Origin of the sequence: Arenimonas sp., assembly GCF_044353605.1 — a bacterium.
GTDB lineage: Bacteria > Pseudomonadota > Gammaproteobacteria > Xanthomonadales > Xanthomonadaceae > Arenimonas.
In genome coordinates this window covers 20,884-40,468 of record NZ_JBILBO010000004.1, presented here as the reverse complement: position 1 = coordinate 40,468, position 19,585 = coordinate 20,884, and the positions used below count along the sequence as shown (strand labels likewise).

Genomic DNA, 19,585 nt, shown 5'->3' with positions numbered 1-19,585 from the left:
CGCCGATGATTTCCGTACATCCCCTGAAACGCCTGCGCCGTTTCGCCGAACCCTACCGCACCGCGATACGCCGTGGCGTGCTGTATTCGGTGCTGAACAAGGCGTTCGACGTGCTGCCGGAAATCCTGATCGGCGTCGCGGTCGATGTGGTGGTCAACCAGCGTGAATCGTTTCTGGCCAGTCTGGGTATTGCCGATCCGATGCAGCAGCTCTGGCTGCTGGTCGGTCTGACTGTGGTGGTGTGGGCCTGCGAATCGCTGTTCGAATATCTGCATCGTCTGGTCTGGCGCAATCTCGCGCAGAATCTGCAGCATGATCTGCGCCTCGAAGCGTATTCGCACATCCAGCGCCTGCCGCCGGACTTCATCCAGGAAGAACGTTCCGGCCGCTTGATGGCGGCACTGAATGAAGACGTCAACCAGATCGAACGCTTCCTCAACACAGGCGCCAACGACCTGATCCAGGTCGGCGTGTCTTCGCTCCTGGTCGGTGCGGTATTCTTCTCGCTCACCGCCAGCACCGCGGTGCTGGCCCTGCTTCCGATTCCGCTCATCCTGTTCGGCACCTTCTGGTTCCAAAAGCGCCTGTATCCGCGTTATGCCGCGGCGCGCGAAGCCGCCGCCGGCGTGTCCAACCGGCTGGCCAACAACCTGCAGGGCATGAGCATCATTCAGGCCTATACCGCCGAAAGCTTCGAGGCCGAACACCTGCGCGCGGCCAGCGACGGCTTCCGCGAACACAACCGCGATGCGATCCGCTACTCGGCGGCAATCACACCGGTGATCCGCATGGCGATTCTGGCCGGTTTCGTGATGACCCTGCTGTACGGCGGATCGCTGGTGCTCAAGGGCGAACTCGGCGTCGGCAGTTATTCGGCACTGGTGTATCTGACCCAACGCCTGCTGTGGCCGATGACGCGTCTGGCCGACATGACCGATCTGTACCAGCGGGCCATGGCCTCGGTCGACCGGGTCATGGATCTGCTGGACATCGCGCCGGCGGCCGACGGAACGGTGGTGGTGAAAGCACCGGTGCGCGGTGCGCTCGCGTTCGATGCGGTCGGCTTCGCCTACGGCGCCACCCCGGTGCTGCACAGCGTCAGCCTGAACATTCCTGCCGGCGCCACCATCGCCCTGGTCGGCGGTACCGGCAGCGGAAAAAGCACGCTGATCAAACTGGCGCTCGGTTTCATTGAAGCGCAATCCGGTGAAATCCGTTTTGACGGCGAGGATCTGCGCATGCTGTCGAAATCCTCACTGCGCGCCGCCATCGGCTATGTCACCCAGGAGCCGTTCCTGACCGACGGTTCCGTGGCGGAGAACATCGCCTACGGACAGACGCCGGATCTTGTCCGGGTTCAAGAAGCAGCCATGGCGGCAGAAGCGTACGGCTTCATCAGCGCGCTGCCGAAGGGCTACGACAGTCCGGTCGGTGAACGCGGCAGTCTGCTTTCCGGCGGCCAGCGCCAGCGCATCGCGCTGGCCCGGGCGCTGTACAAAAATCCGGCCCTGCTGATTCTGGACGAGGCGACATCGGCGGTGGATAACGAAACCGAAGCGGCCATCCAGCGTTCGCTGGCACGGCTCAATCACAGCCGGTCCTGCCTGATCGTGGCACATCGGCTGTCGACCGTGCGTTTCGCCGATTGCATCCATGTGCTGGACGGCGGCCGGATTGTCGAGTCCGGCACGCATGATGAATTACTCAAACAAAACGCCGCTTACGCGGCGCTTTGGAAACTGCAGACCGGCGAAACCGTTTAGGGTTTCACGAAGCGCAGGGTCATGCGGTCGCTTTCGCCGATGGCCTGGTATTTGGCGCGGTCCGTGTCGCCCTGGCCGTAGGTCGGCGGCAGAGTCCAGACGCCACCCGGATAATCCTTGGTATCTTTCGGGTTGGCGTTCACTTCGCTGCGGGCATCCAGCTTGAAGCCGGCCTTGGTGGCCAGCGCAATCACTTGCGCTTCCGACACGTAACCGGACCTGTCGTCATCGGCCACATCCTTGGCGGCGCGGTGTTCGACCACGCCGAGGGTGCCGCCTTTTTTCAACACCGCGAAGAAGCCGGCGAACATGCCTTCGGCCTGCTTGGCCATGCGCCAGTTGTGTACGTTGCGGAAGGTCAGCACGGCATCGGCCGAGCCGGGCGCGCCGAACTCCGGCTTGGCCGGATCATATTCATGCAGCGCGGCTTTGCCGTAGATTTCGGGCTTGGCGGCGAACTTGTCGCGCAGGGCCTGGTTCTGTTTCGCGAAATAGGCTTTCGAGCTTTCCTTTTCAATCACGGCCGGATTGGTGACTGCACCGGTGTAGCTGCCGTGTTTGGTGGCATACGGGGCGATGATTTCGGAATACCAGCCGCCGCCCGGCGAGATTTCGATGACCTTGCTGTGCGGGGTGACGCCGAAGAACGTCAGGGTTTCCAGCGGATGGCGGTATTGATCGCGGGCCGTGTTTTTCGAATCGCGCCAATCGCCCTTGAGGATTTCCTGCAGCATCTCGCGGTGATGCTCAGCCATTTTTTCCGGGCTCATGTTTTTCTCATGATCCATGCCGTGCTTGTCCGCCGCGGCGGTGCTGTGATCATGTTGGGCGAATGCGGCAGCGGATGCCAACACGCCGATGGCGGCTAAAAGATGGTACGGCTTCATGAAAATCCCCTTGGTTGACGGTAGGGCCACAGTCTAACGAATTTCGCTGCCGTCCGTCAGGGCTGCGGCGGATGCAGTTTGCCGCCGGTAAAGATTTCATTGGCCTTCTGGAACAGGGCCACGGCGCGGTCTTCTTGGGCCCCAAGACTATCCATTGGCGTTGGCCTAGCGGGCCGGCCTCGTAGCCTCGCATGCCGGTGCGAAACTCCAGCACAGGGCTTCGGGCAGGGCGGTGCGCCATGCCGCTTCGTTATGCCCGGCCTTGGCGGCGGCGGCAAACTGCAGTGCAGCCGTATCAGGAAGCTTGACCTTCCAGCGCGCGGCCATGGCTTCGGCATCGGACAGCATGCCGTCGCCCTCGGATCCGCCGACGTAAACATACACGCGCTGTCCGGGTTGCAAGGGAGTATTTGCAGTCTCTTGGGCGATGGCGGGGGAAAACCAGTAGCTGGGCGAAAAGACCAGGGCGCGACCGAATACCTCGGGGTGGCGCATCACGGCCGCATGCGCCATCAATCCGCCCATGGAGCTGCCGGCAATGACGGTGCTAGCAGCCTGTGCTTGCGTCCGGTAGCGTGCATCCACCGCCGGCTTCAGCGCACCGATGAGATCGGCCAGATAGGCTTCACCCTTGGCGGGTGCGAACTCGGGGTTGGACCACACACTGAGTTCCTGCATGCGTGCTTCGCCGCCATGGTCGATGGCCGCGGCAATCACCGCCAGGCCGTGTTTTTCATACAAGCCGTCGAGCACTTCATCGGCACCCCATTCGCCGGCATAGCTGGTCGCGGCATCGAAGACATTCTGTCCGTCCATGAAGTACACCACCGGATAGCGACAGTCCTTGCAGCCGGCATAAGCCGGCGGCAAATACACCCGCACGCTGCGATCCGCGCCAAGCGTCGGTAATGCTAAACCAAAGGTTTCGAAGCGCGGCAAATCGGCCACTGATGCGGCGCGCGGCGGCGCCTCCGGCGTCTGCTGGCGCATGAACACAAAGGCAACCGCCGCAGTGATCAACGCGCCGGCCAACAGGCCGACAAGGATGTAGCGCAAGGCGATGGATTTCATGGCAAGGGTTACCGCGCGGCCAAGGCTTCGTTCAGCGTGGCACTGGGGCGAAGCGCTGCCGCCATTTTTACCGCGTCCGGACGGTAATAGCCGCCGATATCCAACGCGTGGCCCTGCACGGCAAGAAGTTCGGCGACGATCTTGGCCTCGTTCTCGGTCAGGGCTTTGGCGATTGGCACAAAGCGGGCCTTCAGCGCCGCATCGGCGTCCTGCGCCGCCAGTGCCTGGGCCCAATACAGGGCGAGGTAGAAATGGCTGCCGCGGTTGTCAATGGTGCCGAGCTTGCGGCCCGGCGATTTGTCGGTGTCGAGGAAGCGGCCATTGGCGATGTCCAGCGCATCCGCCAGAACGCGCGCGCGGGCATTGCCGGTGGTTTCAGCCAGATGTTCGAGCGAGGCTGCCAAGGCCAGGAACTCGCCGAGCGAATCCCAGCGCAGGTAATTTTCGGCGGTGAACTGCTGCACGTGTTTCGGCGCCGAGCCGCCGGCACCGGTTTCGAACAGGCCGCCGCCGGCCATCAACGGAACGATCGACAGCATCTTTGCGCTGGTGCCGAGCTCCATGATCGGAAACAGATCGGTCAGGTAGTCGCGCAGCACATTGCCGGTCACCGAAATGGTGTCCAGGCCCTGGCGGGTACGTGCCAGCGTGTGGCGCATGGCATCCACCGGCGCCAGAATGTGGAGGTCGAGACCTGTGGTGTCGTGTTCTTTCAGATAGCGCTCGACCAAGGCGATGATGTTCCGATCATGCGGACGGGCGGCATCCAGCCAGAATACCGCCGGGGTGTTGCTCAGGCGCGCACGGTTGACCGCCAGCTTGACCCAATCGCGCACCGGCGCGTCTTTGGTCTGGCACATGCGCCAGATGTCCCCGGCTTCGACCGTGTGCTGCATCAGTACTTCGCCTTCGGCATCGAGCACGCGCACCACGCCATCGGCTGCAATCTGGAAGGTCTTGTTGTGCGAACCGTATTCTTCGGCGGCCTGTGCCATCAGGCCCACGTTCGGCACCGAGCCCATGCTGGCCGGTTCGAATGCGCCCTTGGCTTTACAGTCGTCGATGACGACCTGATAAATGCCGGCATAGCAACGATCCGGAATCACCGCTTTGGTGTCCTGCAATTTGCCTTCGGCATTCCACATGCCGCCGCTGTCGCGGATCATCGCCGGCATGGAGGCATCGACGATGACGTCGCTCGGCACATGCAGGTTGGTGATGCCTTTGTCGGAATTGACCATCGCCACGCCCGGGCGCACGGCATACTGCGCGGCCAGATCGGCTTCGATTTGGGCGTGTACGGCTTCCGGCAATTGCGGCAGGCGCGCGACCAGATCACCGATGCCGTTGTTGGCATCGAATCCGGCCTCGTCCAGCACTGCCGCGTGCTTGGCCAGCACATCGGCGTAGAAGCGTTTGACCGCAATGCCGAACATGATCGGATCGGACACCTTCATCATGGTCGCTTTCAGGTGCAGCGAGAACAGCACATTTTGGTTGCGTGCATCGGCGATCTGTTCATCGATGAAGGCCGCCAAAGCTTTGGCGCGCATCACCGAGGCATCGAGCAGTTCGCCGACACCGACCTTGAGGTCGCGCTTGAGCAGGAAGCGCTGGCCGTCGTTGCCGGTGAACTCGATGACCACATTGCCGGCCTGGCTGATCTGCACTGATTGCTCGCTGCCGTAGAAGTCGCCGTCAGCCATATGCGCCACGTGCGTTTTGGAATCGGAACGCCAGGCACCCATTTTGTGCGGATGCTTGCGCGCGTAGTTCTTCACCGACAGCGGCGCGCGCCGGTCGGAGTTGCCTTCGCGCAGCACCGGGTTGACCGCGCTGCCCATGACCCGGGCATAACGCGCCTTGATGTCCTTTTCCTCATCGCTGCGCGCTTCTTCCGGAAAATCCGGCAGCGCATAGCCCTGGTCCTGCAGTTCGGCGATGGCGGCTTTCAACTGCGGCACCGAAGCGCTGATGTTGGGCAGCTTGATGATGTTGGCTTCCGGCTGGGTCGCCAGCTGACCGAGTTCGGCCAGATCGTCGGCAATGCGCTGATTTTCCGGCAGGCGGTCAGTGAACTGGGCAATGATGCGGCCGGCCAGCGAGATGTCGCGGGTCTCCACGGACACGCCGGCGGCGGCGGTGAACGCGCTCACAATCGGCAGCAGTGATTGGGTGGCCAAGAACGGAGCTTCGTCGGTCAGCGTGTAAATGATTTTGGAGGTATCGGACATGGTTTCGGCGTCTCGTTGTGCGGGCGGCCGGCATCGGCACGGATTGGCCGTGCGCCCTGCCAAGCCGGGGTTCATGAAGTGGGCTTATTGTCGTTGATTTCAGGGGTTTTGGGAAATAGCGAACAGCGCGGATGCCGGTTCGACGGCCGCTTGTACTATCATGACCTTTGAACCGTTCCGGACTGTGATGCGCAATGCACCAATTCGCTTTCGTAACCACCTGTAAAGGCCGGTTGCACCATCTGCAGCAAACCCTCCCCCTGATTGTCGCGCAAGCGCCGGATGAAATCGTCGTCGTCGATTACGGCTGTCCGCAGAACAGCGGCGACTGGGTGGAAAACAATTTCCCGGATGTCAAGGTGGTGCGGGTGACCGATGATCCCGGTTTCTGTCTGCCGCGCGCGCGCAATCTCGGAGCCGCCGCCTGCCAAGCGCCCTGGATCTGTTTCATCGATGCCGATATCCGGGTCGGTGACGGCCTGGTGGCCTGGATGCGCAAACATGCGCGGGAACGCCATTTCTACCGGCAGGCGCCGGTGGATGGCATCCGTGATTTCGAGGCGTACGGCACCGTGTTGTGTCCGCGCCGCGCGTTCCGCAGCGTTGAGGGTTATGACGAACTGTTTACCGGATGGGGCGGCGAGGATGATGACATGTATGACCGCCTGAGCATCACCGGGCTGGCCACAGGCCACTATCCGGCGGAACTGGTCGATCCGATATCCCATGATGATTCGGAGCGCATGGCTTTCCATGAGATCAAGCAGAAGGACCTCCAGCATTGCATCAACAGCTTCTACCGCGCTGCCAAACTGCAGGTCATGGGTTTTCATGGCATCCGCACAGAACTAACACTACCGGTGAGAAAGGAGTTGCGGGACGCGGTGGTGTCGGCGGTGATGGAATGGGGAGGCGATGAAGACAAGCCGTTTCCGAATATTACCTTCCAGCTGAAAAGCGCCAGCTGGATGCCACCGCCCTACCGGCTTGTGAGCAAGGCTCGGCTTTTACTGACCATGGATAAGCCGGAGCAGATATGAAAGACTTTTCCGGACGCAAACGCATTCTGGTCACTGGTGGTGGCGGTTTCATCGGCTCGCATCTGTGCGAACGGCTGTTGACCGACGGCCATGACGTCATCTGCCTTGATAACTTCTTTACCGGGGTCAAGCAGAATATCGCGCATCTGCTTGACCATCCGTATTTCGAGCTCATGCGGCATGATGTGACCTTTCCGCTGTATATCGAGGTCGATGAAATCTACAATCTGGCCTGTCCGGCTTCGCCGGTGCACTATCAGTTCGATCCGGTGCAGACCACCAAGACCTCGGTGCATGGCGCCATCAACATGCTCGGCCTAGCCAAGCGCCTGAAGGCGCGGATCTTCCAGGCCTCGACCAGCGAGGTGTATGGCGATCCGCAGATTCATCCGCAACCGGAAGCTTACTGGGGCAATGTCAATCCGATCGGTCCGCGCAGCTGTTACGACGAGGGCAAGCGTTGCGCGGAAACTCTGTTCTTCGATTACCATCGGCAGTACGGGTTGGACATCAAGGTGGCGCGCATCTTCAATACCTACGGCCCGCGCATGCACCCGAACGACGGCCGCGTGGTTTCGAATTTCATCATGCAGGCACTGCGCAATGAGCCGATTACGCTTTACGGTGACGGCAGCCAGACCCGTTCGTTCTGTTATGTCGATGATCTGGTCACCGGCATCCTGCAGCTGATGGACAGCCCGAAGGGCTTCACCGGCCCGGTCAATCTCGGCAATCCAGGCGAGTTCACCATGATTGCGCTGGCCGAAACGATCCTGCGTCTGACCGGCTCGTCTTCGCCACTGGTGATGAAACCCCTGCCCGTAGATGATCCGCGCCAGCGTTGCCCGGATATTTCACTGGCCCGCGATACCTTGGGCTGGCAGGCAAGCACGCCGCTGGAAGATGGTCTGAAAAATACCATTGCTTATTTCGAGGCTTTGTTGGCCTCAGATTAAGACCGGCTTCAACGAAGCTCACTTCCCGATACAGAAACTCGAAAAAATCCGGCCCAACAAGGCGTCGGCATCCATATGTCCGGTAATCGAACCGATGGCGTTGTGCGCGAGGCGCAGTTCTTCGGCGGCCAGTTCGGCCTGGGTTTGATTGCACAATGCCGTGGCGGCCGCCAGATGGCCGACGGCCTGATCCAAAGCGTCGATATGGCGTGCCCGGGCACTGAAACTGCCGGTCCCGCTTTCGCCGAATCCAGCGGCCTGTGCCAGCTCATGACGCAGCGCATCCAAGCCTTCGCCGCTTTTGGCCGACAACCAGAGATGCACGCCGTCATCGCGTTGTTCGCGGGCAATGGCGTGCCCGCTCAAATCGGATTTGTTGTGCAGCCAGAGAATGCGGGCGGCGCTGCCCTGCAAGGCTTCGGCCAGAGACGCGAAGGCGTTGCTGGTGTCGTCGAGCACGGCCAGCACCAGATCGGCCTTGGCCAGCTCGCCGCGGGCGCGGCGGATGCCTTCGGCTTCCACGGTTTCCTCGGTTTCGCGCAGCCCGGCGGTGTCCGCCAAGGTCAGCCACAGGCCATCGACCTGGATGGTTTCACGCAACACATCGCGGGTGGTGCCGGCGATGTCGGTGACGATGGCGCGGTCTTCGCCGGCCAGGGCATTGAGCAAAGACGACTTGCCGGCATTGGGCGCACCGACGATGACCACATGCAGGCCGTCCATCAGACGCTTGCCCTGCTCGGCCTCGGCACGCAGCTGCGCCAGATCGGTCCTGCAACGCTCCAGCAGATTGCGGATTTCCGGCGCGGCGAGGAAATCGATTTCTTCATCGGGAAAATCCAGCGCCGCTTCCACGTAAACGCGGGCGTGCACCAGCTGTTCAGCCACGGCATGGCAACGCTTCGAGAACACGCCGTCCAACGAACGCCGGGCGGAACGCGCCGCGGTTTCCGACTGCGCGCTGATCAGATCGGCCACGGCTTCGGCCTGGGCCAGATCGAGTTTGTCGTTGAGGAAGGCGCGTTCGGTGAACTCCCCCGGGCGCGCATCGCGCACGCCCAAGCGGCGGCATTCGCGCAGAAGGGCATTGAGCAAGGATGGATTGCCGTGCGCCTGCAATTCCAGCACATCTTCGCCAGTATAGGAATGCGGCCCTTGGAAAAAAATCAGCACGGCGTCATCGAGCACTTCGCCGCTGCCATCGCGTAGGTGTGCGTGCAGTGCATGGCGCGGCTTCAGGCTTTGTCCGCAAAGGCTTTCACCGATTTCACGCGCCTTCGGCCCGGACACCCGGACAATGCCGACGCCGGCCGGACCGAACGCGGTGGCGAGCGCGGCGATGGTGTCGGTCGGGGCGGTCATCGCACGCGCCGGATTATTTTGCCGGCGCGGGATGGTGGCCGTGCGTGCCGTATTTGCGGGTCATCCACCATTGCTGGGCCAAGCCGAGCAGACCGTTGGTCACCCAGTACAGCACCAGGCCGGACGGGAAGAAGGCCATCATCACGCCGAAAATCAGTGGCATGAAGGTCATCATCTTCTTCTGCAGCGGATCCATGCCCGGCATCGGCGTCAGCTTCTGGGTCAGGAACATGACGATCAGATTCAGCGCCGGCAGGATGAAATACGGATCGGCGTCGGTCAGGTTCTGGATCCATCCGATCCACGGCGCCTGGCGCAGCTCGACCGACTCCACCAGCACCCAGTACAGTGCCAGGAAAATCGGAATCGGAATCAGCATCGGCAGGCAGCCTGCGGCCGGATTTATTTTTTCCTTTTTGTACAGCTCCATCTGCGCGACCGCGAATTTCTGTCGGTCGTCACCGTAGCGTTCTTTCAAGGCTTCGATGCGCGGCTGGATGGCACGCATTTTCGCCATGCTCTGGTACTGCTTGGCCGACAGCGGGAACAGCAGGGCCTTCAGCACGATGACTATGGCGATGATGGCCCAGCCCCAGTTGCCGAGCATGTCGTGCAGCTTGGACAACAGCCAGAACAAAGGCTGCGCGAGGAAACTGAAAATGCCGTAATCCACGCTCAGATCAAGCGTCGGATGCACACCGGCCATCGGCTTCTGTTCTTTCGGGCCGACCCACAGGCGATCTTCACGGCTGTGGCTGGCGCCGGGCGCCAGCACGGTTTCGCCGGAAACGCCGCGCACTAGATAATAGGCCTGCGACAACGGACCCTCGGTGGCGATGGAATAGGTCTGGGTGTCCCCTTTGGCAGGCAACCAGACCGTTACGAAGTGATGCTGCAGCATGCCGAACCAGCCATCGGTGATCGGCTTGTTCGGACTCTGGATCACGCCGTCATCGTAGTAATCGGCGAAGCTGATCTTTTCGTATTTGTCGGGCTCGCCGTACCAGGCCGAACCGATGAAGCTGAAAGATTCCGGATTGGTGAAGCCGGCGTGTTTCGGCGGCGGTGGCGGCGGAATGCGCTTGAGTTGTTCGTAAGCAAAACCCGACCACGGCGCGGTGCCGGTATTGCGCAGGGTCTGCTGGACGCCAATCTCGAACTTACCGCGCTGCAGGATCAGGGTTTTGGTCAGGCTGATGCCGCTGGCATCGGTCCACACGAACGGTACCGACAGGCTGTCCTGGCCGGATTTCAATTCGTATCGGCTCTGGGTATCGGCTGTGGTGAAAATCGCATTATGGTTCGGCTCGGAGGTATGCGTGCGGGTCAGCCATCCGGATTCGGCAACGAAGAAATCGGTGCTGCCGTTATCCAGCAACATGACATTGGCGCTGCCGGCCTTTTTTTCGATCGGGTAGGTCAGCAATTCGGCACGGATGATGCTGACGCCTTTCAGATCCACGGTCAGGCGGTACACATCGGTGACGATTTCCACCGTTTGCGCGGTACTTGCGGCAGTGGGTAATGCCGGCAAGGCTGGAGCTCCAGCCATGGGCGCGGCGGGCAGTGCCGGCAAAGCGCCTACGGCAGCCGGCGTTGGTGCAAGCGTTGCAGGGGTGTTGGCCGCCGGTGTCGGAGGTGTCGACGCCGGGGTTTGCCATTGCTGGAACAACAGAAAGGCGACCGCCAACCAGGCGATCAGAAGAAAAGTGCGTGTTTGATTCATGGGTGGTTTCAGCAAGCGGCAGGGCAAGTCGCCAATTTTACTGTGTTTGGGTGCCGTGCGCCTGTTTTACAAGGTGTCGGTTGACGTTATCACCGAAAACAGGCGGTTCAGCTCAGCGCGGACGGCGGGATTGTTGGCGTCCCGAGCGCGGGATTGTGCCACCAACACATAATCACCCGGAATTTTCGGAGCGCCCCGGAAGGCTTCACGACAAAGGCGTTTGAGTCGGTTGCGGGTGACCGAAAGCGGCACCGCTTTCTTCGGCACCGCCAGACCCAACCGGGCCGAGGCGCTTCCGGGCAGGAAATAGAGGCGAAAAAATACGCCCGAGTGCTTCAAGCCCGTTTTGAATACGGCTTGGAACTCAGGCGCTGCACGCAAACGTGCGGATTTTGGAAACGGCTTTGGCGACGGATCGGCCATGGCCAAAGGCAGCCCGGAGGCTGCCGGAGCGTTAGACGCAGAGGCGGGCGCGGCCCTTGGCGCGGCGGCGGGCCAGAACCTTGCGGCCATCGGCGGTTTTCATGCGGGCACGGAAACCGTGGTCGCGTTTGCGTTTCAGATTGCTGGGTTGGTACGTGCGTTTGGTGGCCATGACGGCACCTCGTTCAAAAGGGGGTGTAGTGAACTGAAAAGTATAACGGCTTCACGGGCTTGCCGTCAAGTGACAGAACGCTTGGCAGAACCTGAGGCAACAGGCTAGACTGGTCAACCGAGTGAGTTATCCACAGAAGATTTAACCCCGCATGAACGTTTGGTCGCAATGTTTGCAGCGCCTGGAGCAGGAATATCCAGCGGAAGATGTCCACACCTGGCTGAAGCCCCTTCAGGCCAGCCGAAACAGTGATGAATTGCAATTGCTTGCGCCGAATGCGTTCGTGGTCGACCAGGTGCGTGAACATTACCTGCCACGCATCCAGGAGCTGGCCAAACATTATTCAGGCACCAATCTGGTGGTGCGCATCCAAGTCGGATCCAGTTCGAAAGCGGCCGCCCCAGTCAAAACCGTTGCCAAAAAGGCCGCCGAGGCCGATTTTCAGGGCAATGTCGACGGCCATTACACCTTCGATAATTTCGTGGTCGGTAAATGCAACCAAATGGGCCATGCCATGGCTCTGCAGGTCGCCAAAAATCCGGGCAAAGCCTACAATCCGCTACTGCTATACGGAAGCACGGGCCTTGGTAAAACCCACTTGATGTATGCCGCCGGCAATTTCATGCGCGCCCACAATCCGAGCATGCGCGTGCTTTACCTGCGCTCCGAGCAGTTCTTCAACGCCATGATGAAAGCCTTGGCCGACAAGACCATGGCGCAGTTCAAGAAGCAGTTCCAGCAGGTCGATGCCCTGCTGATCGACGATATTCAGTTCTTTGCCGGCAAGAACACCACCCAGGAAGAGTTTTTCCATACCTTCAACTCCCTGGTGGACGGAAAACAGCAGATCATCATGACCTGCGACCGCTATCCGCGGGAGGTCGAAAATCTCGAACCGCGGCTGAAATCACGCCTGGGCTGGGGGCTTTCAGTGGTGCTGGAGCCGCCGGATGATGAAACCCGCGCCACCATTCTGATGGACAAAGCGCAGCGGCGCGGGATTGATTTTCCGGCCGATGTCGCTTGGCAGATCGCCAAGCGCTTGCATTCCAGTGTGCGCGATCTGGAGGGGGCTCTAAACACTCTGGCAGCCCGCGCCAACTTCACCGGAAAGCCGATTACGCTCGAATTCGCCCAGGAAACCCTGCGCGACCTGATGCGTGCCCAAGCCACCGTGATTTCTTTGAGCAATATTCAGAAAACCGTGGCAGACTACTATCAATTGAAGCTGTCCGATCTGCTGTCGGCGCGCCGCACGCGCTCCCTGGCGCGGCCGCGGCAGGTGGCGATGGCTTTGGCCAAGGAACTGACCGAACACAGTTTGCCGGAAATCGGCGAGGCGTTCGGTGGCCGAGATCACACCACCGTGCTGCACGGTTGCCGGGTTATTTCGGGCTTGCGCGAATCGGATGGAAAAATCAGGGAAGATTGGGATAAATTGGTTCGGAAATTGACGGAGTAATACAGGTGAGGAAGTTGTGGATAATTTGTGGTTGGAAATTGGTGGAATAACTTATCCACAAATGACCAACAGTTCTTATGGCCGCTTGTCACCACCCTTTTTTGTCTATTTTTTTGTTTAAAATCAATAAGCTATAGAGTTATCCCGTTATTTTCCGGACACTACCACCACCACCAGTTTGAATAATTAACCTTAGTCATTGGAATTCCACTATGCGTTTTAGCCTCTCCCGTGAAGCGTTTTTGAAACCCCTGCAACAGGTCGTCAATGTGGTTGAACGACGTCAGACTCTGCCGGTCCTGAGCAACTTGTTGGTCCAGGTGGAAAACGGGCAATTGAGCCTGAAAGGAACGGATCTCGAAGTTGAGCTGGCTGCGCGCTGCAGTATCGATGACGGTCAAGATGGCGAGGTCACCATTCCGGCACGCAAACTTTTCGATATCGTGCGTGCCCTGCCCGATGGCAGCAAAATCGTGCTAAGCCATACCGGTGACAAAGCCACCATCCAAGCCGGCAAAAGCCGTTACACTCTGGCCACCCTGCCCGCCCGGGATTTCCCGGAAAACGACCAGCTCGCCATAATCGAGCGCATCCGTGTACCTGAAGCCGCCCTGAAGGAACTCATCGAGCGAACAGCCTTCGCCATGGCCCAGCAGGATGTCCGCTATTACCTGAATGGTCTGCTGTTCGATCTGAAAGGCACAACCCTGCGTTGTGTGTCTACCGACGGCCACCGTTTGGCTTTGTGTGAAACCGAATTGAGTGAAAGCGTAGAGAACCGCAAACAGATCATCATGCCGCGCAAAGGCGTGCTCGAACTGCAACGCCTTCTGGAAGACGGAAGTGACGACATCGAGCTTGAGGTCGGTAACAACCATCTGCGCATCAGCCGCAGTGATGTCACCTTCAGCACCAAACTGATTGAAGGCAAGTTCCCGGATTACGAAGCCGTCATTCCGATCGGTGCCGACAAGGAAATGCGCATTGACCGCGATTTGCTGCGCAATGCCCTGCAACGCGCCGCGATTCTGTCGAACGAAAAATTCAAAGGCGTGAAACTGGACATCAACCCCGGCGTCCTCAACATCGTTGCGCATAATCCAGAGCAGGAAGAGGCCCAAGAAGAAATCAGCATCGATTCGGCCATCCAGGGCATCAGCATCGGCTTCAACGTCAACTATTTGTTGGAGGCCCTCTCGGCCCTGCGCGAAGACACCGTTCTCATCAAGCTGCGTGACGGCAACTCCTCGGCCTTAGTGCGTGAAGCCAGTCATGAGCGCAGCCGCCACGTGGTTATGCCCCTGCGCCTGTGATGCATTTGACTGAACTGCAGGGCGCCAACCTGCGATGCTTTACCGAGTTCTCATTAACGCCCGTTTCGGGCGTTAATCTTTTACTGGGTGAAAACGGTGCCGGTAAAACCAGCATCATTGAAGCCATTCACATCCTCGGCTATGGCCGCAGCTTCCGTGGGCGTGTTCGCGATGGCTTGATTAAACAAAGTACCGGTGCCCTCCAAATCACAACTCGCTGGCACGATCACCAAGGCACCCCCCATCAGGCCGGCCTTCAACACAGTGGCAATGATTGGCAGGCACGCCAGGATGGCGCCGATGTCGATAATCTCAGCCAATTTTGCAGCCATTTTCCGGTCTTGAGTTTCGAACCCGGCAGTCACGCCCTGATTTCCGGCGCCGCAGAAAACCGGCGGCGGTTCGTGGATTGGGCGTTGTTTCACGTGGAACCCGATTTTTTCCCACAGTGGCGGCGATTCAACCGCGCCCTGAAACAGCGCAATGCCTTACTGAAAACCCAGCCCGCGCCACAGACCTTGGCGGCCTGGGATATGGAATATGCGGAGTCCGGGGAAGCCATCCATTTTTACCGACAACGCTATCTGGACAGCTTGAATCCGGGCTTTCAGGCCATTTGCCATGAATTCCTTCCCGAGTGCGGGCCGGCAGCACTGACCTATAACGCCGGTTGGCGACAGGCTCAGATGGGTCTTTTGGATGCCTTGCGCCTGAACCAGGACCGCGATATGCAGACCGGCTTTTGCGGGGTTGGGCCACACCGGGCGGATTGGCAGGCCAATTTAAATGGGCAACTGCAGCAAGAGCACTTCTCACGGGGGCAAGCAAAACTTCTCGCCCTCTCTGCGCTTCTGGCCCAAGCCCAACAGTTTGTTGCTGAGAAAGACTTCTGGCCCATCCTGTGCTTTGATGATTTAGCCTCCGAACTGGATGCGGGTCATTTCCGACGGGTTCTGCAATGGCTTTCGGACACACACGCCCAAATTTGGATCAGCGGTACCGAAGCCCTGCCGATTTATGCCGAGATCTTCCCGGTTTTGAAGCTGTTTCACGTGGAACAAGGTCGGGTTTCAGACCTTCAATAAGGATGGTGGTTCAAGCGGATTTGGTGTATAATCAAGGCCTTGCCTATTTTATTAAAATAGCCATATAAAACAAACGCTTGAAGCGCTCTTTTGGAGTTTAAACGATCGCATGACGGAACAAGAACGCACGGGTTCGGAATCGACCTACGATTCCAGTCGCATTACCGTCCTACGGGGCTTGGAAGCGGTACGTAAACGCCCGGGTATGTACATCGGCGACGTCCATGATGGCACAGGCCTGCATCACATGGTGTTCGAGGTGGTCGATAACGCCATCGATGAGGCTCTGGCTGGCCATTGCGACACCGTGACAGTCACGTTGCACAATGATGGCTCCTGCTCGGTTTCCGATAACGGTCGCGGCATTCCGGTCGATATTCACAAAGAAGAGGGCGTGTCAGCCGCTGAAGTGATTCTGACCGTGCTGCATGCTGGCGGTAAGTTCGACGACAACAGCTACAAGGTTTCCGGCGGCTTGCATGGCGTCGGCGTGTCGGTGGTCAATGCGTTGTCATCCTCGCTCTGGCTGGACATCTGGCGCGATGGCGGCCACTACCAGCAGGAATACGCGCTCGGCGAACCGGTGTATCCGATCAAGAAGGTTTCCGATTCCAACAAACGCGGCACCACCCTGCGCTTCCTGCCCAGTGCCGAAATCTTCACCGACGTCGTGTTCCATTACGACATCCTGGCCAAGCGTCTGCGCGAGCTCAGCTTCCTCAACTCCGGCGTGCGCATCGAGTTGATTGACGAGCGTCCGGAAGGCAAACGCGATCTGTTCGAATACGAGGGCGGCATCGCCAGCTTCGTCGAACATCTGGCGCAGCTGAAGACGCCGCTGCACAGCAAGGTCATCGCCGCCAGCGGCGAGAAAGACGGCATCGTGGTCGATATCGCGCTGCAATGGACGGATTCCTACCAGGAAACCATGTTCTGTTTCACCAACAACATTCCGCAGAAAGACGGCGGCACCCACCTGATCGGCTTCCGTTCGGCATTGACCCGCACGCTCACCAATTACATCGAGCAGAGCGGCATCGCCAAACAGGCCAAGATCGCGCCGACCGGCGACGACATGCGCGAAGGCATGATCGCCGTGCTGTCGGTGAAAGTGCCGGATCCGAGCTTCAGTTCGCAGACCAAGGAAAAGCTGGTGTCCTCGGAAGTGCGTCCGGCGGTGGAAGCGGTCATCGGCCAGAAGCTGGAAGAATTCCTGCAGGAAAATCCGGCCGAGGCGAAAGTCATTGCCGGCAAGATCTGCGATGCCGCGCGCGCGCGTGAAGCTGCGCGCAAAGCCCGCGATCTCACCCGCCGCAAAGGCGCGTTGGACATCGCCGGCCTTCCGGGCAAGCTTGCTGACTGTCAGGAAAAAGATCCGGCACTCTCGGAACTGTTCATCGTCGAGGGTGACTCCGCCGGCGGCTCCGCCAAGCAGGGTCGTAACCGCAAGACCCAGGCCATCCTTCCGTTGAAAGGCAAAATCCTCAATGTCGAGCGCGCCCGCTTCGACCGCATGCTCGGTTCCGCGGAAGTCGGTACGCTGATCACCGCGTTGGGCTGCGGCATCGGCAAGGAAGAATACAATCCGGACAAGCTGCGTTATCACCGTATCATCCTGATGACCGACGCCGACGTCGACGGCTCGCACATCCGCACCCTGCTGTTGACCTTCTTCTACCGGCAGATGCCGGAGCTGATCGAGCGCGGGCATATCTACATCGGTCTGCCGCCCTTGTTCAAAATCAAGCAAGGCAAGAACGAGCTGTACTTGAAAGACGTGCCGGCGCTGAATGCCTACCTGGTCAGCAATGCCGTTGAAAACGCCGAGCTGGTTCCCGGCGAAGGCGCTCCAGCCATCCGCGGCGAGGCGCTGGAAAAACTGATGCTGCAGGTGGTCGCCGCACAGGAAGTGATGGAGCGCTTCGCTTACCGCGTCGATGTCGATGTGCTGCAGGCTGTGCTCGACAGCCGCGCTTTGCGCATGGATGATTTCGAAACCGCCGGCGCGCTGAGCGACTGGGCCGCGGCACTCGGGGCCAAGCTCAATAACCGTGGCGCCGGCAAGGCGCGCTATGCCGTCTCGGTTCAGACGGCCAGCGACGAACAGCAGGGCGCGCTCGTCATCGAAAAGCAGCACAACGGTCTACAGGTCATCCAGACGGTCGCCGCCAGTCAGCTGGTCAATGGCGAGCTGCGTCTAATCAATGAGGTTGCGCAGGTTTTGCATGGCCTCATACAGCCAGGCGCCAGCGTGCAGCGCGGCGGCAAAACCTTGTCCATCAGCCGCTTTGCCGAAGCGCAGGCCTGGTTGTTGGACGAAGCCAAGAAGGGCCGCACCATCCAGCGCTTCAAAGGCCTGGGTGAAATGAATCCGGAACAGCTCTGGGAAACCACGGTCAATCCGGAATCCCGCCGCCTGTTGAAAGTGAAGATCGAAGACGCCGTCGCCGCCGACCAGATTTTCTCGACCCTGATGGGCGAGTTGGTCGAGCCCCGCCGTGACTTCATCGAAGAGAACGCGCTCAAGGTCGGCAATCTCGATATTTGAATATGAACGGCCCCGGGCCTGCCCGGGCCGACCACTTGAGTGAATCGACGAGAGCAATTACTCTATCCTTCCGGTTATATGGCATTAGGAAAATCCATGAACAAGCAGAAATTCTGGGCAGCGGTTTCGGTCATGATGATCGCTTCGGTTTCGGTGCAGGCACAGACAGGCGGTACCCGTGATCGGCTCAAGGCGGAAAAATGCTACACCGCTGAAGGCAAGACCGTTGACTGCGACGCTCAGGCCAATGCCGCCGCGGCGGTCGTCAGCAAGTATCCGAATGCGACGCGCCCCGAACCTGCGGCGGCGCCTAGTAAAATCAAGAAAGAGTGGGAAGCGATGGTGAAGGCGTCCAATGGTCAGGATCCGGCGCTTTTGACCGCCACCGCCGATGCCGTGCTCGCCAATCCCGATGCCAGCAACGAAGAAAAGTCCGAAGCCTATTTCCAGAAATACGTTGCCCAGATCCAGCGTGATCCAACCAACTACGCGGAAATGTCACGACAGGCTGAAGCGGCAGTCAAACAGGGCGGTCTCAGCAACAATAAGCATTATGACTTGATGCGCAATCTGGGCCTGTTGAAAATCAACGACAAGAAATATGCCGAAGCCCTCGACTATCTCAATCGATTCTCGGCCGAAACAGGCGTTGTCGATGACCTTCAGGTGCTCAAGAACAAGGGCAATGCCAACTACCGGCTGGCCAAATATCCGGATGCGATTTCAACGCTGAAGCCCGCCTATGTCCTCGACAAAGGCGCCGACCCCAACATCGCCGTCATGCTGATGGATGCATACAACAAAACCGGACAGAAAGCCGAGGCCAACAAAATCGCCGATGAAGTGGCCAAGACCGCCAGTGCCAGTGCGGCCACCGGAGACAGTGGCGCGCAGGTCAAACAGCTCCTGGTTCTAGCCAATGCAAAGCAGTATGACAAGGCTGCAAAAATCTTCGACGACCTGTATGCCAAAGGCCAGATTAAGACGCTTGCAGAATACGAAGCCGGCTATGTGTCCTATTCCTACCTCGAGGGCAAGGAGGCGCAGGCCATTAAAATCATCAATGACGGCATGGGCAAAGGCATCATCAAGCCGGATGCCGGGGTCTACAATATTCTTGCCCAGTCCTACTACTACACGGATCAGCCCAAATCGGCCATCGAATCCTGGGGCAAGGCGGCTTACCTGTCCCCCAAGGGGGCGTATGACGTCCTCCAGGCCCGTGTCTATGCTGAAGAAAGCGATTATGCCAAGGCCAAGGCTGCGGCTCAGCGGGGGTTAAGCAAGGGTGTTGACAATAAGGGTGATGCTTATTTGATCATCGCGGAGTCGGAGTCGGAGTTCGGGCTTGATAACCGGGCCGCGATGATTGCGGCACTGAAAGAGGCCGCCAAGGACCCTGAAACCCAGGCCGAGGCCAATAAGCGCTTGAAACAGGCCGGCGCCAAGTAGGTGCTTGGCAGGGCTTTGGAAACTGTTGTAAACTTCTAGGTTCCCGCGTGTTTGCGGGTCACGGCGCAGAAGCGTCATTGAACATCCATTA

15 protein-coding genes are annotated in these 19,585 nt (G+C 59.4%); 8 read left to right on the top strand and 7 right to left on the bottom strand.

Annotation, left to right across the window (positions count from 1 at the left end):
- The first annotated feature begins 5 nt into the window (after positions 1-5).
- A complete protein-coding gene (locus tag ACIQ1A_RS03625) occupies positions 6-1,763 on the top strand; it encodes an ABC transporter ATP-binding protein (protein WP_395769702.1) in 1,758 nt (585 codons plus the stop codon).
- On the opposite strand, the gene ACIQ1A_RS03620 is transcribed toward ACIQ1A_RS03625, so the two are convergent.
- The 3 genes from ACIQ1A_RS03620 to ACIQ1A_RS03610 form a co-directional block, all read right to left on the bottom strand.
- The gene (locus tag ACIQ1A_RS03620; protein WP_395769831.1) at positions 1,760-2,551 is read right to left on the bottom strand and encodes a class I SAM-dependent methyltransferase; all 792 of its coding nucleotides are present in this window, start codon (positions 2,549-2,551) and stop codon (positions 1,760-1,762) included. The two genes, ACIQ1A_RS03625 and ACIQ1A_RS03620, sit on opposite strands and share 4 nt — an antisense overlap.
- Before the next feature lie 264 nt (positions 2,552-2,815).
- A complete protein-coding gene (locus ACIQ1A_RS03615) occupies positions 2,816-3,721 on the bottom strand; it encodes an alpha/beta hydrolase (RefSeq protein WP_395769701.1) in 906 nt (301 codons plus the stop codon).
- Between the two features lie 8 nt (positions 3,722-3,729).
- A complete protein-coding gene (locus ACIQ1A_RS03610) occupies positions 3,730-5,955 on the bottom strand; it encodes an NADP-dependent isocitrate dehydrogenase (protein ID WP_395769700.1) in 2,226 nt (741 codons plus the stop codon).
- A 194-nt stretch (positions 5,956-6,149) separates the two neighbouring features.
- On the opposite strand from ACIQ1A_RS03610, the gene ACIQ1A_RS03605 reads away from it, so the two are divergent.
- Both ACIQ1A_RS03605 and ACIQ1A_RS03600 read left to right on the top strand, forming a co-directional pair.
- Entirely contained in the window at positions 6,150-6,995 is an 846-nt protein-coding gene (locus ACIQ1A_RS03605; protein ID WP_395769699.1) for a glycosyltransferase family 2 protein, read from the top strand.
- A complete protein-coding gene (locus tag ACIQ1A_RS03600) occupies positions 6,992-7,951 on the top strand; it encodes a UDP-glucuronic acid decarboxylase family protein (RefSeq protein ID WP_395769698.1) in 960 nt (319 codons plus the stop codon). Before ACIQ1A_RS03605 ends, ACIQ1A_RS03600 begins: the two co-directional genes overlap by 4 nt.
- Positions 7,952-7,969: 18 nt before the next feature.
- On the opposite strand, the gene mnmE is transcribed toward ACIQ1A_RS03600, so the two are convergent.
- The 4 genes from mnmE to rpmH all read right to left on the bottom strand — a co-directional run bounded on the left by mnmE (position 7,970) and on the right by rpmH (position 11,634).
- Positions 7,970-9,313 carry a tRNA uridine-5-carboxymethylaminomethyl(34) synthesis GTPase MnmE gene (mnmE, locus tag ACIQ1A_RS03595; protein WP_395769697.1) on the bottom strand — a complete coding sequence of 448 codons (1,344 nt, stop codon included), beginning with the start codon at positions 9,311-9,313 and terminating at the stop codon, positions 7,970-7,972.
- Positions 9,314-9,326: 13 nt separating this feature from the next.
- A complete protein-coding gene (gene yidC, locus ACIQ1A_RS03590) occupies positions 9,327-11,039 on the bottom strand; it encodes a membrane protein insertase YidC (protein WP_395769696.1) in 1,713 nt (570 codons plus the stop codon).
- A gap of 66 nt (positions 11,040-11,105) precedes the next feature.
- A complete protein-coding gene (gene rnpA, locus ACIQ1A_RS03585; RefSeq protein ID WP_395769695.1) occupies positions 11,106-11,462 on the bottom strand; it encodes a ribonuclease P protein component in 357 nt (118 codons plus the stop codon).
- A 31-nt stretch (positions 11,463-11,493) separates the two neighbouring features.
- Positions 11,494-11,634 (bottom strand): 50S ribosomal protein L34, encoded by a 141-nt coding sequence (gene rpmH, locus ACIQ1A_RS03580; RefSeq protein WP_188449585.1) that lies wholly within the window; start codon positions 11,632-11,634, stop codon positions 11,494-11,496.
- Positions 11,635-11,785: 151 nt separating this feature from the next.
- On the opposite strand from rpmH, the gene dnaA reads away from it, so the two are divergent.
- From dnaA to ACIQ1A_RS03555, 5 genes are all read left to right on the top strand, one after another.
- Positions 11,786-13,096: a chromosomal replication initiator protein DnaA gene (gene dnaA, locus ACIQ1A_RS03575; protein ID WP_395769694.1), complete on the top strand. Its 1,311-nt coding sequence runs from the start codon at positions 11,786-11,788 to the stop codon at positions 13,094-13,096.
- Between the two features lie 212 nt (positions 13,097-13,308).
- Positions 13,309-14,409, top strand: a complete 1,101-nt coding sequence (dnaN, locus tag ACIQ1A_RS03570) for a DNA polymerase III subunit beta (protein ID WP_395769693.1) — start codon at positions 13,309-13,311, stop codon at positions 14,407-14,409.
- The gene (gene recF, locus ACIQ1A_RS03565) at positions 14,409-15,494 is read left to right on the top strand and encodes a DNA replication/repair protein RecF (protein WP_395769692.1); all 1,086 of its coding nucleotides are present in this window, start codon (positions 14,409-14,411) and stop codon (positions 15,492-15,494) included. Before dnaN ends, recF begins: the two co-directional genes overlap by 1 nt.
- A 109-nt stretch (positions 15,495-15,603) precedes the next feature.
- Positions 15,604-18,042 carry a DNA topoisomerase (ATP-hydrolyzing) subunit B gene (gyrB, locus tag ACIQ1A_RS03560; protein ID WP_395769691.1) on the top strand — a complete coding sequence of 813 codons (2,439 nt, stop codon included), beginning with the start codon at positions 15,604-15,606 and terminating at the stop codon, positions 18,040-18,042.
- Between the two features lie 96 nt (positions 18,043-18,138).
- The gene (locus tag ACIQ1A_RS03555) at positions 18,139-19,494 is read left to right on the top strand and encodes a tetratricopeptide repeat protein (RefSeq protein WP_395769690.1); all 1,356 of its coding nucleotides are present in this window, start codon (positions 18,139-18,141) and stop codon (positions 19,492-19,494) included.
- Positions 19,495-19,585: the final 91 nt, after the last annotated feature.

Bases quoted from the DNA above. Each gene is read 5' to 3' on its own strand.
- ACIQ1A_RS03625 (WP_395769702.1), top strand. From the start codon at position 6: ATGATTTCCGTACATCCCCTGAAACGCCTGCGCCGTTTCGCCGAACCC.
- ACIQ1A_RS03620 (WP_395769831.1), bottom strand. From the start codon at position 2,551: ATGGATCATGAGAAAAACATGAGCCCGGAAAAAATGGCTGAGCATCAC.
- ACIQ1A_RS03615 (WP_395769701.1), bottom strand. From the start codon at position 3,721: ATGAAATCCATCGCCTTGCGCTACATCCTTGTCGGCCTGTTGGCCGGC.
- ACIQ1A_RS03610 (WP_395769700.1), bottom strand. From the start codon at position 5,955: ATGTCCGATACCTCCAAAATCATTTACACGCTGACCGACGAAGCTCCG.
- ACIQ1A_RS03605 (WP_395769699.1), top strand. From the start codon at position 6,150: ATGCACCAATTCGCTTTCGTAACCACCTGTAAAGGCCGGTTGCACCAT.
- ACIQ1A_RS03600 (WP_395769698.1), top strand. From the start codon at position 6,992: ATGAAAGACTTTTCCGGACGCAAACGCATTCTGGTCACTGGTGGTGGC.
- mnmE (WP_395769697.1), bottom strand. From the start codon at position 9,313: ATGACCGCCCCGACCGACACCATCGCCGCGCTCGCCACCGCGTTCGGT.
- yidC (WP_395769696.1), bottom strand. From the start codon at position 11,039: ATGAATCAAACACGCACTTTTCTTCTGATCGCCTGGTTGGCGGTCGCC.
- rnpA (WP_395769695.1), bottom strand. From the start codon at position 11,462: ATGGCCGATCCGTCGCCAAAGCCGTTTCCAAAATCCGCACGTTTGCGT.
- rpmH (WP_188449585.1), bottom strand. From the start codon at position 11,634: ATGGCCACCAAACGCACGTACCAACCCAGCAATCTGAAACGCAAACGC.
- dnaA (WP_395769694.1), top strand. From the start codon at position 11,786: ATGAACGTTTGGTCGCAATGTTTGCAGCGCCTGGAGCAGGAATATCCA.
- dnaN (WP_395769693.1), top strand. From the start codon at position 13,309: ATGCGTTTTAGCCTCTCCCGTGAAGCGTTTTTGAAACCCCTGCAACAG.
- recF (WP_395769692.1), top strand. From the start codon at position 14,409: ATGCATTTGACTGAACTGCAGGGCGCCAACCTGCGATGCTTTACCGAG.
- gyrB (WP_395769691.1), top strand. From the start codon at position 15,604: ATGACGGAACAAGAACGCACGGGTTCGGAATCGACCTACGATTCCAGT.
- ACIQ1A_RS03555 (WP_395769690.1), top strand. From the start codon at position 18,139: ATGAACAAGCAGAAATTCTGGGCAGCGGTTTCGGTCATGATGATCGCT.